General features: G+C 74.6%; 13 protein-coding genes and 1 pseudogene. 9 read left to right on the top strand and 5 right to left on the bottom strand.

Going from position 1 to position 13985, the window contains the following annotated elements; all coding sequences use genetic code 11:
- Positions 1-14: 14 nt before the first annotated feature.
- Together DDW44_RS05250 and DDW44_RS05245 are read right to left on the bottom strand one after the other, a co-directional pair.
- Entirely contained in the window at positions 15-920 is a 906-nt protein-coding gene (locus tag DDW44_RS05250) for a histidine phosphatase family protein (RefSeq protein ID WP_244223964.1), read from the bottom strand.
- Between the two features lie 53 nt (positions 921-973).
- Complete coding sequence (locus DDW44_RS05245) at positions 974-1180, bottom strand: hypothetical protein (protein ID WP_027734361.1); 207 nt, start codon at positions 1178-1180, stop codon at positions 974-976.
- A gap of 824 nt (positions 1181-2004) precedes the next feature.
- Between DDW44_RS05245 and DDW44_RS05235 the strand changes: the two genes are divergently transcribed.
- Positions 2005-3645: an alkaline phosphatase family protein gene (locus tag DDW44_RS05235; protein ID WP_108905679.1), complete on the top strand. Its 1641-nt coding sequence runs from the start codon at positions 2005-2007 to the stop codon at positions 3643-3645.
- Between the two features lie 792 nt (positions 3646-4437).
- On the opposite strand, the gene DDW44_RS05230 is transcribed toward DDW44_RS05235, so the two are convergent.
- On the bottom strand, positions 4438-5229 hold the full coding sequence (locus DDW44_RS05230) for a CDP-alcohol phosphatidyltransferase family protein (protein ID WP_108905678.1): 792 nt from the start codon (positions 5227-5229) through the stop codon (positions 4438-4440).
- Positions 5230-5344: 115 nt separating this feature from the next.
- Here DDW44_RS05230 and DDW44_RS05225 point away from each other — a divergent pair, with 115 nt between their 5' ends.
- The 5 genes and pseudogenes from DDW44_RS05225 to DDW44_RS05200 form a co-directional block, all read left to right on the top strand.
- Entirely contained in the window at positions 5345-6325 is a 981-nt protein-coding gene (locus DDW44_RS05225) for a zinc-dependent alcohol dehydrogenase (RefSeq protein WP_108905677.1), read from the top strand.
- Between the two features lie 364 nt (positions 6326-6689).
- A complete protein-coding gene (locus DDW44_RS05215; RefSeq protein ID WP_017948077.1) occupies positions 6690-7088 on the top strand; it encodes a 6-pyruvoyl trahydropterin synthase family protein in 399 nt (132 codons plus the stop codon).
- On the top strand, positions 7085-8278 hold the full coding sequence (locus tag DDW44_RS05210) for a glycosyltransferase family 4 protein (protein ID WP_108905675.1): 1194 nt from the start codon (positions 7085-7087) through the stop codon (positions 8276-8278). The genes DDW44_RS05215 and DDW44_RS05210 overlap by 4 nt, the downstream gene beginning before the upstream one ends.
- On the top strand, positions 8275-9222 hold the full coding sequence (locus DDW44_RS05205; protein WP_108905674.1) for a methyltransferase domain-containing protein: 948 nt from the start codon (positions 8275-8277) through the stop codon (positions 9220-9222). The genes DDW44_RS05210 and DDW44_RS05205 overlap by 4 nt, the downstream gene beginning before the upstream one ends.
- A gap of 512 nt (positions 9223-9734) precedes the next feature.
- A pseudogene (locus DDW44_RS05200) lies at positions 9735-10649 on the top strand (lysylphosphatidylglycerol synthase transmembrane domain-containing protein); the annotation flags it as partial.
- On the opposite strand, the gene DDW44_RS32580 reads toward DDW44_RS05200, so the two are convergent.
- Positions 10581-11498 (bottom strand): RibD family protein, encoded by a 918-nt coding sequence (locus tag DDW44_RS32580; RefSeq protein ID WP_108908731.1) that lies wholly within the window; start codon positions 11496-11498, stop codon positions 10581-10583. The pseudogene DDW44_RS05200 and the gene DDW44_RS32580 sit on opposite strands and share 69 nt — an antisense overlap.
- The gene (locus tag DDW44_RS05190) at positions 11495-12334 is read right to left on the bottom strand and encodes a creatininase family protein (RefSeq protein ID WP_108905673.1); all 840 of its coding nucleotides are present in this window, start codon (positions 12332-12334) and stop codon (positions 11495-11497) included. Before DDW44_RS05190 ends, DDW44_RS32580 begins: the two co-directional genes overlap by 4 nt.
- 137 nt (positions 12335-12471) lie before the next feature.
- Here DDW44_RS05190 and ribA point away from each other — a divergent pair, with 137 nt between their 5' ends.
- From ribA to DDW44_RS05175, 3 genes are all read left to right on the top strand, one after another.
- Positions 12472-13143 (top strand): GTP cyclohydrolase II, encoded by a 672-nt coding sequence (ribA, locus tag DDW44_RS05185; RefSeq protein WP_026281807.1) that lies wholly within the window; start codon positions 12472-12474, stop codon positions 13141-13143.
- A gap of 207 nt (positions 13144-13350) precedes the next feature.
- Positions 13351-13707, top strand: coding sequence for an ArsR/SmtB family transcription factor (locus DDW44_RS05180; RefSeq protein WP_027734371.1), 357 nt, complete (start codon positions 13351-13353; stop codon positions 13705-13707).
- A complete protein-coding gene (locus tag DDW44_RS05175) occupies positions 13704-13961 on the top strand; it encodes a hypothetical protein (RefSeq protein ID WP_017948084.1) in 258 nt (85 codons plus the stop codon). Before DDW44_RS05180 ends, DDW44_RS05175 begins: the two co-directional genes overlap by 4 nt.
- Positions 13962-13985: the final 24 nt, after the last annotated feature.

Genomic DNA, 13985 nt, shown 5'->3' with positions numbered 1-13985 from the left:
CGGCGGCCGCGGCTTCAGGACCGACCGGGCACGGGCCGGTGTCTGGCGGGCGGCAGCCTCCGCGGCCGGGTGGGTCCCGCGGCCGCGGCGACGTGGCGGTGCGGCCGCGGGACCCACCCGGCCGCGCCCACGTCGGTCCGGTCGGCACCCGGACGCGTACTGGTGACGATCCTGCGCCGTGCGGCACGGGCGGCACTCCTCGCCTCCGTCGCCCGTGCGGCCCCGACGTGCCGGACGACGGCGGGGACGTCCGCCACTCCGGAGACAGCCCAGGCACCCGGGCCGGGAGGGCAGTGGACGGGAACGCGGTCGGGGAACCGTTCGGGGACACGGCCGGTGACACGGTCGGGGCGGACGGCCCGGCTGCCGTCGCGCACCGGGGACGAGATCGTGCACAGTGCGGGGGCGTCGAGGTGCCAGAAGGCCCGGGCCGGTGCCGAGAGGACGTGCACGAGCAGGGCCCGTACGACCGTCTCCTCGGCGATCACCAGGGCGCGGCCGGTGTCCGCGGGGAGGCCGTCCAGCCAGTCGGCGGTACGTCGGCACAGCCTGCGTACGGACTCACCGCCGTGCGGCGTGGCGTCCGGGTCCCGGAGCCAGACCGAGTAGCCGTCGGGATCGGCGGCCGCGACCTCCTCGACGGTACGGCCGCGCCAGGCGCCGTAGTCGATGTCGCGCAGCAGGGGCTCGACCTCGGGTTCCAGGCCGAGGGCGGCGGCGACGGTCGCGCACCGCGCCGACGGCGCCCGCAGGGAGGGCAGGTACGGAGGCAGGGACGCCCTGGCGGCGCCCGCGTCCCGCAGGACGCGCTCACTCGGGAGCCCGTCGCCGAGCACCGTGTTCCGCATGCCCCGGATGCCGTCCCCGGCGGTCTCGCGGCCCCCCGCGGCCGCGCAGAGGAACGTCAGGCGGACCGTCATGACGACCGACCTCCTTCCGGGTCCGGCGGACCGCGCCGGACCCCTGCCGCCGGTCAGCTGACCAGCGGGTGCGGGTGGCCGGGCGCGGCAGGTACGCGAACGGCCGGGACGTGGCCCGCGCGGGCCGAGGACGTGCCGTGGACCACGCGGGGGCGGACGAGGACCATCCCGAGGAACCGGTCCGCCGGCGGCACGTGCGTACGGGAGCCGTCCACCGCGGCTGCGGCGGGCGGCACGGCCTGCTGTGCGTCGGGCCTCATGTGCTCCAGCGTCGGCCACGGCCGCCGGGGCGGACCATCCGGCAGATGTCCGGACCACCCCCGCCGACTGGCCGGTGGGAGGCGGCGCAGGGGCGGCGTGGACGCGGTGGGGCGAAGGCGGCGCAGGGGCGCCGTGGACGCGGCCGAGGGTTGCTCCGGACCCGGCCATCGCGATGCGATGTCGCCCGCAGGCAGCCCGGCGCTTGAACTGATCACGTCGACGGGCCGTACAGGTAGTCGCGGGCATGGCGGCCTCTGTCGTCATGCCGATCAACGGCCCCGCGCGGAAGGACCTTCGGGTGGCGCTCTGGACACGTTCTGGCCGGCTGCCGGCCCAGGCCGCGGCTCCGGCCGCGGAGACCCCGACGGACGGTGACACGAGCGGTGGTACGAGCAGTGGCACGGACGCCGTCGACCGGCTCGCGCCCGACGGGTCCCGGGAAGGCCCCCGGGAGGACCGCCCGGGCGGCGGCGCTGGGGCGGAGAAGACCGGGCACCGGTCGAGCACCGTTCACGACGTAGGTCAGGAGGAGGGTCAGGAGCCAGGGCAGGAACAAGGGCAGGAGCCAGGACTGGGGGAAAGCCGGCAGGAAGGGCGGGGGGAGGGTCAAGACCAGGGCCGGCGCACCGTTCGGGACGCAGACCGGGACGCAGACCGGGACGCAGACCGGGGCACCGCTCGGGACGCCGCGAGTGAGGGCGGCGCGCACGGCACCCGGGCCGACGGCGCCCTGGACGCGTGCGCCCGCCCCGACGGTGAAGACGGCCGTGCCGCGGCCTCCGAACCCGGCACTCGGCGGGGCCGGCATCCGGCCCTGGCGTGCGTGCTCCGCCATGGCGCCACCGCCCTGGCCGCCGTGGTCGTCCTCGCCGCGCTGCTTCTGCCGACCAAGCTCGGGCATCTCACGGCACCCGTGTTCCTGCGCATCCCGGTGGAGGCGATCTGCGGCGTCGCCGTACTGCTGCTCCTGGGGCCGGGCGGGCCCGGCCGGGTGAGGGGCGCCGTGCCGGCGCTCGCGGGTGCGGGTCTGGGCCTGCTGGTCGTGCTCAAGCTGCTCGACCTGGGGTTCGACTCCGTCTACAAGCGGCCCTTCGACCTCGTGCTCGACTGGATCCTGCTGGACTACGGCCAGTCGTTCCTCCAGGACTCCATCGGCCCGGCGGGCGCGATGGGCGTCGTGGCCGGAGCCCTCGTCCTCGTCGTCCTGCTGATCGCTCTCATGACCTGGGCGTCCGTTCGGCTGAACCGCGTCCTGGCACGTCACAGCGCCGCGGCCGTGGGAGCCACGCTCGTGGTCGGGACCGTGTGGGTCGTGTGTGCCGCGCTGGGTGTGCGGAACACGGCCGTGCCCGTCGCCGCCGGCAGTTCGGCCGAGTTCCTCCAGGACCGGGTGCAGCAGGTGCGCGCCGGGCTGCGGGACAAGGAGGAGTTCGCCCGGGAGGCCGCCGACGACGACTACGCCGACCTGCCGGCCGACCGGCTGCTCACCGGACTGCGCGGCAAGGACGTGATCTTCGCCTTCATCGAGAGCTACGGGCGCAGCGCGATCCAGGACCCGGAGATCGCGCCGCAGGTCTCCGCGCTGCTCGCGGACGCCGACCGCCGGCTGCGCGACGGCGGCTGGTCCTCCCGAAGCGGGTTCCTCACCTCCCCGACGTACGGCGGCGGGAGCTGGCTGGCGCACTCCACCTTCAACTCGGGCCTGTGGATCAAGAACCAGCAGCGGTACCGCACCCTCACCTCCGGCGACCGGATGACGCTCACCGGTGCCTTCCGGAAGACGGGGGCCTGGCGCACGGTCGGCATCATGCCCGGCGTCACCCGGTCCTGGCCGGAGGGGAAGTTCTACGGCCTCGACCACGTCTACGACTCACGCAGCATGGGCTACAAGGGGCCGAAGTTCAGCTGGACTCCGGTACCGGACCAGTACAGCCTGTCCGCGTTCGAGCGCCTGGAGCACGGGAAGCCGGGACGCGGGCCGATGATGGCGAAGATCGTCCTCGCGTCGAGCCACAACCCGTGGGCGCCGATTCCGAGGACGCTCGGCTGGGACGAGATCGGCGACGGGTCCGTCTACGACTCGGTGGAGAAGGAGGGCGAGGACCCCGAGGAGGTGTGGAAGGACCCGTCGCGGGTCCGCACGGAGTACCGGCGTTCCATCGAGTACTCGCTGACGACCCTCATCTCGTACGTGGAGAGGTACGGCGACGAGGACACCGTGCTCGTGTTCCTCGGCGACCACCAGCCGGTGTCCACGGTCACGGAGGACAGACTCGGCCGGGACGTGCCCGTCACGATCCTCGCCCGCGATCCGGCCGTGCTGGACCGGATCTCCGGCTGGGGCTGGCACCCGGGCCTGAAGCCCGGTCCGGACGCCCCGGTCTGGCCCATGGACGCCTTCCGCGACCGGTTCCTGTTGGCGTACGGGGATCGGCCGGGGGCGGCGTCGGCGACGGGGGGCTGAGGACGCGCCGGTGCGGGCCCGGAAGCCCGCCAGGGCCCGGCGCCTCGCCGCGCGGAGGCCGGTCGAACCGGTCAGACCCGGCGCCTCACCGCGCGGAAGCCCGCTCGGGCCGGGTGACTCACAGCGCGGAAGCGCGCTCGGGCCCGGCGCCTCACTGCGTGGAAGTACGTGAATGCGTGACCCCGCCCCGGATGTCCACCGGGGCCGGACTACCCGTCCCCGGCCCGGAGGCCCCCGCCCCCCGCCCGCCGATGCGGTGGGCACCGAGCCGACCCGGGGCGGTCACGTCCGGTGACCCGTGGCCGGCACGGGCGCCCGTCCCGTCCGGACACCCACACCCCATACCGCCGACGCCGTGGGTCACTCGGCGCAGGCGCCCTCCGTACCAGCGGGAACGCGGGCGGCCCGGTCCGTGCGGCCGGTCGTCACCCGGCGTGCCTGGCGGGCGGTACGCCGGACGGCCGACGCGCGCGCGACCCGCGACCCCCCCCCACGGCGCGCACAGGCGCGCCCGTGCCGGGCGCCGAGCACACGTCCACGCCACAGGTGCACGCCACACGTCACACCACACACGCGCGCCGGGCGCACCCGCGGAGGGTGCCCGGGGTCAACCGGCGTCAATCGCCCCGGCGGGGAAGGCACCCCGGCCGTTCCCGGACGCCGTCGGTCCACGGCATCCGGCCCCGGAGACCGTCGGTCCACGGCATCCGGCCCCGGCCGGGGTCCCCGCCACACCGGCCGGGGCCCGGTGGCCGGCCCCCCGCGCCCGCCACCCCTCACCCGGCCGGCGGGTCAGACCCGCTCGTCCGCCCGCCCCCGTACCACCGCCGAGCGGTGCCGGAAAGTACCCGTGGCCGGGGCGCCGCCGCGGGCCCCGACGTACCACAGGCCCCTGATGTCGCGGCCGAAGGACCAGACCAGGGCCGCCAGTGCGGCGAGGACGAGCAGCCGGGCGGCGACGGGCGGCAGAAGGCCGGTGGCGGCGGCGAGCAGCACCACGCCCTGGAGCGCGGCCACGGTCTTGCGGGCGGTACTCGGCGGCAGCGGGCCGTTCAGCCACGGCAGGGTCCGCGCCGCGGCGACGAACACGTACCGCATCGCGCCGATCGCCAGCACCCAGGGACCCTGGGAGAGGGCCACATGGACGCTGAGCACCAGGATGAGGAACGCGTCGGCCTCCATGTCGAAGCGCGCGCCGAGCGCGGACTCCGTCCCGGTGCGCCGGGCGACCTGGCCGTCGACGGCGTCGAGGACCAGCGCCACCGCGGTCAGCGCGACCAGCGCGGTGGTCCGGGGCCCGCTGGCGAACGACTCCGCCACCAGCGCGGTCACCCCGCCGACGAGGGTCGTCCTGAGCAGCGTGACCGTGTTCGCGGGCCCGAACGGCCTCGGCGGCCACGACCGGTGCAGAGCCCGCGTCAGCAGCGTCCACACCCCGACCGTGAACACCGCGCCCGCCAGCCATCCGGCGGCGCCCAGTCCGGTCGCCGCGTCCAGCAGGACCAGCAGGACGGCCAGCCCGCCCGCACCCGCCGCCGTCTCCGGACGCAGCAGCCGAGCCTCGTAGGTGCCGATCAGGGCCACCGCGGTACCACCCTCCGGATGTGTGACAGAGTCGACGAGTGCCGCGTACGGTGTGCGCGGTCTCATGATTTTCAGAACGTAAACCGTCGCGGGAGTGTTCAGCGGGAGGTCGCGGATGGAGCGCGTCGCACGCGCCTTCTGGCTCAATTCCCCAGGTCAGGGCGAGATTCGGAATGTTCGGCTGGCGGAGCCCGACGAGGGCGACGTGGTCGTGCGCAGCCTCTGCTCCGGAGTGAGCCGCGGCACGGAGAGCCTCGTCTTCCGCGGCGGGGTGCCGGAGAGCCAGTACACGGCGATGCGGGCGCCGTTCCAGGAGGGCGAGTTCCCCGGCCCGGTCAAGTACGGCTATCTCAGCGTCGGTGTCGTCGAGGAGGGACCGGCGGACCTCCTCGGCCGGACGGTGTTCTGCCTCCATCCGCACCAGAGCCGTTACGTCGTTCCGGCGAGCGCGGTCACCCCGGTGCCGGACACGGTGCCCGCCGGACGGGCGGTGCTGGCGGGGACGGTGGAGACCGCGGTCAACGCCCTGTGGGACGCCGCTCCCCTGCTGGGCGACCGGATCGCGGTCGTCGGCGCCGGAATGGTCGGCGGCTCGGTCGCCGCCCTGCTCGCCCGGTATCCGGGCGTGCGGGTGCAGTTGGTCGACGCGGACCCGGCACGGGCCGCGCTGGCCGAGGCGCTCGGCGTCGATTTCGCGCTCCCGGAGAACGCCCTCGGCGGCTGCGACCTCGCCGTCCACGCCAGCGCGACCGAGGCCGGCCTGACCCGCTCGCTGGAACTGCTCGCGCCGGAGGGCACGGTGCTGGAGCTGAGTTGGTACGGCGACCGCCGGATCAGTGTGCCGCTGGGCGAGGCCTTCCACTCCGGGCGGCTGGTCCTGCGCGGCAGCCAGGTGGGGCGGGTGGCGGAGGCCCGTCGTTCGCGCCGCAGCTACGCCGACCGGCTCGCGCTCTCCCTCGAACTGCTCGCCGACCCCGTGTTCGACGCGCTGATCACCGGCGAGTGCGCCTTCGAGGAACTGCCGTCGGTGATGTCCCGGATCGCCGCGGGTGAACTCCCGGGCCTGTGCCACCGGGTGCTGTACGACGCCTCGTAGGCCCGGGCCGCGTCGCCACGTCTCCGTCCCGCCACGTCGCCGCGCCACCGTCCCGCCACATCGCCGCGCCACCGTCCCGCCACATCGCCGCGCCACCGTCCCGCCACGTGGCCGTGCCACCGCCCCCCGACCACGCCCGGACCGCACCCCAACCGAGCCCGCATCCCGTCCAGACCGCACCCCAACCGAGCCCGCATCCGACCCGGACCGCACCCCAACCGAGCCCGCATCCCGCCCGGACCACACCCCAACCGAGCCCGGATCGGAACGACCTGCGCCTTTGAACGCGCAGTACTCTCCGGCCGTACTGATGGACACGGCCGCCCGCCGGCGGCCGAGCCGTACGACCGGGAGGTCACCGCCCTTGTTCAGCGTCACCGTCCGTGAGCACCTGATGATCGCTCACAGCTTCCAGGGCGAGGTCTTCGGGCCCGCACAGCGTCTGCACGGAGCGACGTACCTCGTGGACGCCTCCTTCCGCCGCGCCGAGCTGGACGCCGACAACCTCGTCGTCGACATCGGTCTCGCCACCGCCGAACTGGGCGGCGTGGTGGGCGAGTTCAACTACCGCAATCTGGACGAGCTGCCCGAGTTCGCCGGGACCAACACGTCCACGGAGTTCCTGGCCAAGGTCATCGCCGACCGGCTCGCGGACCGGGTGCACGCGGGGGCGCTCGGCGAGGGCGCGCGCGGGCTGTCCGGCATCTCGGTCACGCTGCACGAGTCGCACATCGCGTGGGCGAGTTACGAGCGGGATCTGTGAGAGCGGACGCCGTGGGTCTGCGTCCCCAGCACGTCACCGCCGCCGAAGAACCCCAGCGCACCGTCCGGTTCGTCATGCCGGGGGGCGTGGACGACCCGGCCGCGCCGAGCGGCGGCAACGTCTACGACCGGCGGATGTGCCGCGAACTCCCCAGGATCGGCTGGCAGGTCGACGAGCACGCCGTCCCCGGCAGGTGGCCGCGGCCCGGCGCCGGGCCGCGGGCCGAACTGGCCCGGGTGCTGCGCGAGTCGCCCGACGGCAGCCTGGTCCTCCTCGACGGGCTCGTCGCCTGCGGGGTCCCCGACGTCGTCCTCCCCGAGGCCGGACGGCTGCGGCTGGCGGTACTGGTGCATCTGCCGCTGGGCGACGAGACGGGTCTCGCCCCGGACGTGGCCGCCGAGCTGGACGCCGCGGAACGCACGACGCTGCGCTCCGCGGCGGCGGTCGTGGCGCCCGGCGCGTGGGCGGCGCGTCGGCTCGTGGAGCACCACGGGCTCGACCCACACCGGGTCCACACCGCCGCCCCCGGCGCGGACGTCGCGCCGCTGGCTCCCGGGACCGCGACCGGCGCACCCGCCCTCCCGGGGCCGGATGCCGGTCGGGACGGCGGTGCTCCGCGGCTGCTCTGCGTGGCCTCCGTGACACCGCGCAAGGGGCAGCACCTCCTGGTCGAGGCGCTGGCGTCGGTCGCCGGACTGCCGTGGACGTGCGAACTCGTCGGCGGGACCGGCCACGACCCCGCCTATGTCACCCGGCTCCGGGAGCTGATCGCCGGGCACGGCCTGGGCGACCGGGTGCACCTCACCGGCCCCCGGTCGGGGCCCGAACTGAACGCGAGCTACGCGGCCGCGGACCTCCTCGTGCTCGCCTCGCGCACGGAGACGTACGGGATGGTCGCCACCGAGGCCCTCGCGCGCGGGGTCCCCGTGCTGGCGACGGCCGCCGGCGGGCTTCCGGAAGCCGTGGGGCAGGCACCCGACGGCAGTGTGCCCGGCACGCTCGTGCCGCCGGGGGACCCGGCGGCATTCGCCGCGGCGCTGCGCCGCTGGCTCACCGAGCCCGGCGAGCGGCACCGCTCCAAGACGGCCGCGCGACGGCGGCGTACCGCACTGGCCGGCTGGGAGACGACCTCCCGGAACCTGGCCAGGGCACTGGAACAGCTCCGGCAGAATCCCCTGGAGGCCGTGTGAGTACGACCGATGTCGCGCGATTCGCGCCGGAGTGGCTGGCGCTGCGGGAGGCCGCCGACGCCGCGGCCCGCGCACCCGAACTGCTGGAGCCGCTGCGGCTCCACCTGCCCGGCACGGCTCCGGCGGACCGGCACGGGCCGGCCGCCCCGCTGGTGATCCGGGACCTCGGCTGCGGCACCGGTTCGATGGGCCGCTGGCTGGCGCCCCGGCTCGACGGCCGCCAGCACTGGATCCTGCACGACCACGACCCCCGGCTGCTCGAACTGGCCTCCGCCCGGCTGCCCCGTACGGCCGCGGACGGCAGCCCCGTCACCGTCGCGACGGAACGCGGGGACGTCTCCCGGCTGACGGCGGAACGACTCCGGGGCACCTCGCTGGTGACGGCGTCCGCGCTGCTGGACCTGCTCACCCGGGAGGAACTGGACGGACTGGTCGCGGCCTGCGCCGGGGCCGGCTGCCCGGCGCTGCTGGCGCTGTCGGTGGTGGGGCGGGTGGACCTCGCCCCGTCCGACCCGATGGACGACGAGATCACCGACGCCTTCAACGCGCATCAGCGCCGCGAGGAGCACGGCCGCCGGCTGCTCGGGCCGGACGCGGTCGCGGCGGCCTCCGTCGCCTTCGCCCGCCGGGGCATGACCGTGCGGGTGCAGACCAGCCCGTGGCGCCTGGGCGCCTGGACGGGGACGCCCACCGGGGCCGCCGCGGACCCGGGAACCCCGGGCGGTGACGGCGATGCGCCGGCCGGGCGGTTGTCGCGGCGGCTGACGGCGGAGTGGCTGCGGGGCTGGGTCGGCGCGGCGCGCGAGCAGCGGCCCGACCTCGCCACCCGGTCCGGCGCCTATCTGCGGCGCCGGCTGGAGGCGTGCGAGGCGGGGGAGTTGCGTGTGGTGGTGCACCACAGCGATGTACTGGCGCTGCCCCGGCGAGACGGCGGCACCCCGTGAACGGGCGCCACCCCGTGAACGGGCGCCACCCCGTGAACGGGCGCAACTCCGTGAACGGGCGCAACTCCGTGGACGGCCTCCAGCCCGTGAAGGGGCGTCACCCGCGGTTCGGGCAGCACCCGGCGACATGGCGTCGACACCTCGGGTTCGGACGGCACCTCGCGAACGTGTGGCGCCCGGCGCTCGGGCAGTACGGCCCGACCGGGGGGTATCCCCTGACCACGGGGCATCCCCTGACCGGGGGACACCATCCGACCGGAGGACAACGCCCGGCCGGAGGGGCATCGCCTGGCCGGGGAACACCGTCCGACCGGAGGGCACCGCGTGACCGGGGGCACCGCCGGAGCGGGCTCCCGGCGATCGGGTTCCCGGCGATCGGGTTCCCGGCGATCGGGTTCCCGGCGATCGGGTTCCCGGCGATCGGGTTCCCGGCGATCGGGTTCCCGGCGATCGGGCGCGTCCTGGCGGCCGCGCGGCGCCCCGCGGCCGGGGCGGCCCGGAGGCGTCTCGGCATGCTCGCCGGGGCGGCGCTGGTCGCGGCGACGCTGTGGTGGCAGGGCACCGGAGCGTTCGTCGACGGCATACGCGGCATCGACGCGCCCACGCTGCTGGCCGCTCTGGGCATCGGGCTGTTCACCACGGTGCTGAGCGCATGGCGCTGGTGCCTGGTGGCGCGGGCGCTGGACATCCGGCTCGCGCTCGCCCCGGCCGTCGCCGACTACTACCGCTCCCTGTTCCTGAACGCCGCACTGCCCGGCGGGGTGGCCGGAGATGTGCACCGGGCCGTGCGGCACGGGCGGAGTGCCGGCGCGGTGGGCCGCGGGGTGCGCGCGGTCGTCCTCGAACGGGTGGCGGGGCAGGCGGTCCTGGTGGCCGTCGGTGCCGTTCTGCTGGTGGCGCACCCGTCCGCGCCGGCGGCCCGGGCCGCCGGCGCCCTCCGGGACGTCGTCGTGACGCCCGGCGCGGCCGCGGTTCTCGCGGGCGCCGCGGCCCTGGTGACCGTGGTCGCCGTGCGGCGCCGCGGCAGGCCCGCCGCCTCGCGGTGGGGCCGCGCGGTCCGCGGCACCCTGGCCGAGGTACGGGTGGCGTACCTCGGCCGGCGCCACGGCCCCGGGGTGCTGGTCTCGTCCGTCGCGGTGCTGGCGGGGCATCTCGGGATGTTCCTCCTCGCCGCCCGGGCCGCCGGATCGACGGCCGCCGCGGCCGAGTTGCTGCCGCTGATGGTCCTGGCGCTGCTCGCGATGGCGCTGCCGCTGAACGTGGGCGGCTGGGGACCCCGGGAGGGCGTCACGGCCTGGGCTTTCGGAGCCGCGGGCCTGGGCAGTGCCCAGGGGCTGAGCACTGCCGTGGCCTACGGGCTACTGGCCTTCGCCGCCGCCCTTCCCGGTGCCGCCGTGCTCGCCGTCCAGTGGCTCGCCGGACCGCGCCGCACGCAGGTCGAGTTCGAAGAGGGTGTCCTCGCCGAGGAAGGCGCGGCGCACGGGCGGCCTGAGCGCGTCCCGCATCACGTCGGGTCCGGGGAACGCGAGACCCGGCACCCCGTCGCCGATCAGCACCGGCGCCACGGTGACGTACAGCCGGTCCAGGGCGCCCTCGTGCAGGAAGCGGGACACCGTCACCCCGCCGCCCTCGACGAGCACCCGGCCGAGTCCCCGGCGCGCGAGCTCGTGCACCAGCCGGCGGGGGGCGAACGCGGCGGTGTCGGGCAGGACCAGTACGTCCACGCCGGCGGCGGCCGAACCGTCCGCGAGGTCCCGCCCGGGCCCGCTGCCCGCGCCGACCACCCACAGGGTGGGGGCCGCGCCGTCGGTGAACAGCCCCCGTGTCGGCGGGACCCGGCCGTGCGGGTCGAGGACCACCCGCACCGGGTGCGGGCCGGGGCAGGCCCGGACCGTCAGCCGCGGGTCGTCGGCGACGGCGGTCCCGGCGCCGACGACCACCGCGTCGGAGAGCGCCCGAAGCCGGTGCAGGTGTTCGCGGTCCTCGGGGCCGGTGACGTAGTCGGCATCGCCCTTGCGGGTCGCGATGAACCCGTCGAGGCTCTGGCCGAGTTGGGCGAAGGTGAAGCGGGGGCCGGCCAGGCAGAGCGGCAGATAGCGCTCGGCGAGGAGGTCCGCCCCGGCGGAGGCACCGTCCCTCCACCGGTAGCGCCCGTGCCCGTCGCGGCGCAGTCCGGCGGCCTCGGCCTGCGCCCCGGTCCGTATGGCCAGCAGTCGCTCCCAGGCGCCCCGCGCGTCGAGCGCGCCGGCCGGCCGGCCGGTGGGAAGGCCGTTCATCGGGCCCCCTCCCCGGCCGGGCCGGCGGAACGTTCCGGCACCAGCAACGAGAAGTACCCGCCGAAGGAGCCGGTGAGAGAGGCGAGCAATTCCTTACCCTTCTCGGCCGACGCCAGGGAAGGCCGGCCGACCACACCGGTGTCCGTGTAGGGGCGCAGACCGACGGTGAGCAAATGCTCCCGGTCGTCGGCGAGGAAATCGGAGGTCATATGACCGGGGCGTACGAGTTCGGGACAGTCGTGCAGAAGAATAGAGGTCTCCACTTCACCCGCGTGCATATCACTGTGCGACGGTGTCTCCACGCCGGCGCGTTCGCGCGCGGCACCCCAGTCGGCCGATCCCGGGAAAAGCGCCATACGGGTACCGGTACCGAGGGATTCCTGAACCACGTTGCGCAGCACATAGTTTCCGCCGTGCCCGTTGACCAGTACGAGATTCCGGACGCCGGAACGGCGGAGCGATTCGGCGATGTCCCGCACCACGGCACAGAGCGTCGTGGCGGAAATGCTGACGGTCCCCGGCCAGGCGGAGTGCTCGTGCGAACAGGAGAACGTCAGCGGCGGCAACCGGTGGACCGGGTACGCGGCGGCGACCTCCCGGGCGATCGCGCACGCGATCAACGTGTCGGTGGCCAGGGGGAGATACGGGCCGTGCTGCTCGAAGCTGCCGATCGGCAGGATCGCGACGTCCGCCCGCCGCACACCCGCGTCGCCGGTCGTGTCCCACGGCAGCGGTCCCGGCTCCGGCGGCCTCGGCCCTGGTTCCGGCGGCCCTTCCTGCAGAAGCCCTTCCTGCAGCAGCCCTTCCTGCAGCGGCCTTTCCTGCGGGTCGGTCATGTTCCCGCCCCTTTCCTTCCGTGCACTTTCCGCGTTCCATGAGATGCCGCCGATCTGAACCGGTCTCAAAAACCATTCAGTCGAGATCTCCACACCGAAGACAACTCCCGCCAGAGGCTACCCGATAGGATCCGGCCATGACAGACAGCGATGGCACTCTCCGCATGAACGCTCGCGTCAAGAACACCGAGCGCATGGCAACAGTCCAACTGTCCACCACTTATGGTGTTTTCCGCGCCATCGGCTACCTGGATCGCATTCGCGGTGACGAGCAAATCGCGCTGGCATACGGCGACATCACGGGAGAGGACGTACTCGCCCGGCTGCATTCGGAGTGCCTGACCGGCGACGCGTTCGGATCGCGCCACTGCGAGTGCGGCGACCAGCTGTCCGCGGCGCTGCGCGCGATCGTCAGCGAGGGCCGCGGCGTTCTCGTGTACCTCCAGGGCCACGAGGGACGAGGTATCGGCCTGCTCGCCAAACTTCAGGCGATGCAGCTCCAGGCGGAGGGAATGGACACCGTCGAGGCGAATCTCGCGCTCGGCCTCCCCGTCGACTCCCGCGACTACGGAGTCGCGGCGGACATGCTGCACGATCTCGGCGTCAGGTCGGTACGGCTGATGTCGAACAACCCGCTCAAGCGGGAGGCGCTGCTGCGGCACGGCATCGAGGTGAGCGAGCAGGTCCCGCTGCTGACGCAGCCCCGCGAGGAGAACATCGTCTATCTGCGGGCCAAGCGGGAGCGCATGGGCCATCTGCTCCCCCACCTCGACCGCCCCCTGCTGGACCGCACGGCGGACCAGTCCTGACCGGGGACCGCCCGGCGGGCCGCGTCCCGTACCCCGAAAGGCCCCTGGAATCCGCCGGAGCGTCGGATTCCAGGGGCCTTCCCGTCGCCCCGACCCCGAGGCGTCCCTGAGATCTCCCCCGTTCACCCCTGAGACGTGTCAGTTCCCTTTGACAGGCGCACCCGAGGGTGTCAGCTTTGACTGACAGGTAGCCGCGAAGGGAGCGTGATGACCGGAGGCACGGCCCCGCACCCGACCGGGGACGAGTTGCTGCGGATCCTCGCGGCCCTCGGCAATCCGCACCGGCTGCGGATCGTCGCGGCTCTCGTCGAGGGCGGCCGCGACTACGTCAGCAGTCTCGCCAGGGAGCTGGGCATCGGACGGCCTCTGCTGCACATGCACCTGCAGCGACTGGAGGCCGCCGGGCTCGTCATCGGCTCACTCGAGCACGCGGCGGACGGAAAGGCCGTGAAGTACTTCGAGGTCACCCCGTTCGCCGTCGCACTGACCCCGGAAGCGGTCGTACGAGCGGCCGCGACGATCACCCAGGAGGAGAAGGAGACCGTGAAGGAGACGGCGAAATGAACTCAACGGACTGGGCCGGAGCGATCGGCGCCGCCGGCGTCTTCCTCTTCCTGGTGGTCGCCGTGCGGCAGGTCGCCGCGACCTGGCGGGCCAGGATGCTCGCGACCCGGGAGGACCAGTACAAGCGGCTGGCGGCCAAGTACGCCGAGTTGCTGGAGGACAACGTCGAGCTGCACCGGCGCACGCTGGAGGAACTGACGGTGGCCCGCGCCTCGATCGCCTCGATGGAGAAGATGATGCGCTCCGTCGAGTAGCGCGGCCCGGCCGGCACGGCGCCG

The sequence above is a fragment of the Streptomyces tirandamycinicus genome, from assembly GCF_003097515.1.
Taxonomy (GTDB): domain Bacteria; phylum Actinomycetota; class Actinomycetes; order Streptomycetales; family Streptomycetaceae; genus Streptomyces; species Streptomyces tirandamycinicus.
This window is presented reverse-complemented; position numbering and strand designations above follow the sequence as displayed.

What these genes read in the sequence shown, in the direction of transcription:
- DDW44_RS05225 (WP_108905677.1), top strand. Translation starts at nt 5,345, where the DNA reads ATGGAGCGCGTCGCACGCGCCTTCTGGCTCAATTCCCCAGGTCAGGGC.
- DDW44_RS05175 (WP_017948084.1), top strand. Translation starts at nt 13,704, where the DNA reads ATGAACTCAACGGACTGGGCCGGAGCGATCGGCGCCGCCGGCGTCTTC.
- DDW44_RS05250 (WP_244223964.1), bottom strand. Translation starts at nt 920, where the DNA reads ATGACGGTCCGCCTGACGTTCCTCTGCGCGGCCGCGGGGGGCCGCGAG.
- DDW44_RS05180 (WP_027734371.1), top strand. Translation starts at nt 13,351, where the DNA reads ATGACCGGAGGCACGGCCCCGCACCCGACCGGGGACGAGTTGCTGCGG.
- DDW44_RS05245 (WP_027734361.1), bottom strand. Translation starts at nt 1,180, where the DNA reads ATGAGGCCCGACGCACAGCAGGCCGTGCCGCCCGCCGCAGCCGCGGTG.
- DDW44_RS32580 (WP_108908731.1), bottom strand. Translation starts at nt 11,498, where the DNA reads ATGAACGGCCTTCCCACCGGCCGGCCGGCCGGCGCGCTCGACGCGCGG.
- DDW44_RS05190 (WP_108905673.1), bottom strand. Translation starts at nt 12,334, where the DNA reads ATGACCGACCCGCAGGAAAGGCCGCTGCAGGAAGGGCTGCTGCAGGAA.
- ribA (WP_026281807.1), top strand. Translation starts at nt 12,472, where the DNA reads ATGACAGACAGCGATGGCACTCTCCGCATGAACGCTCGCGTCAAGAAC.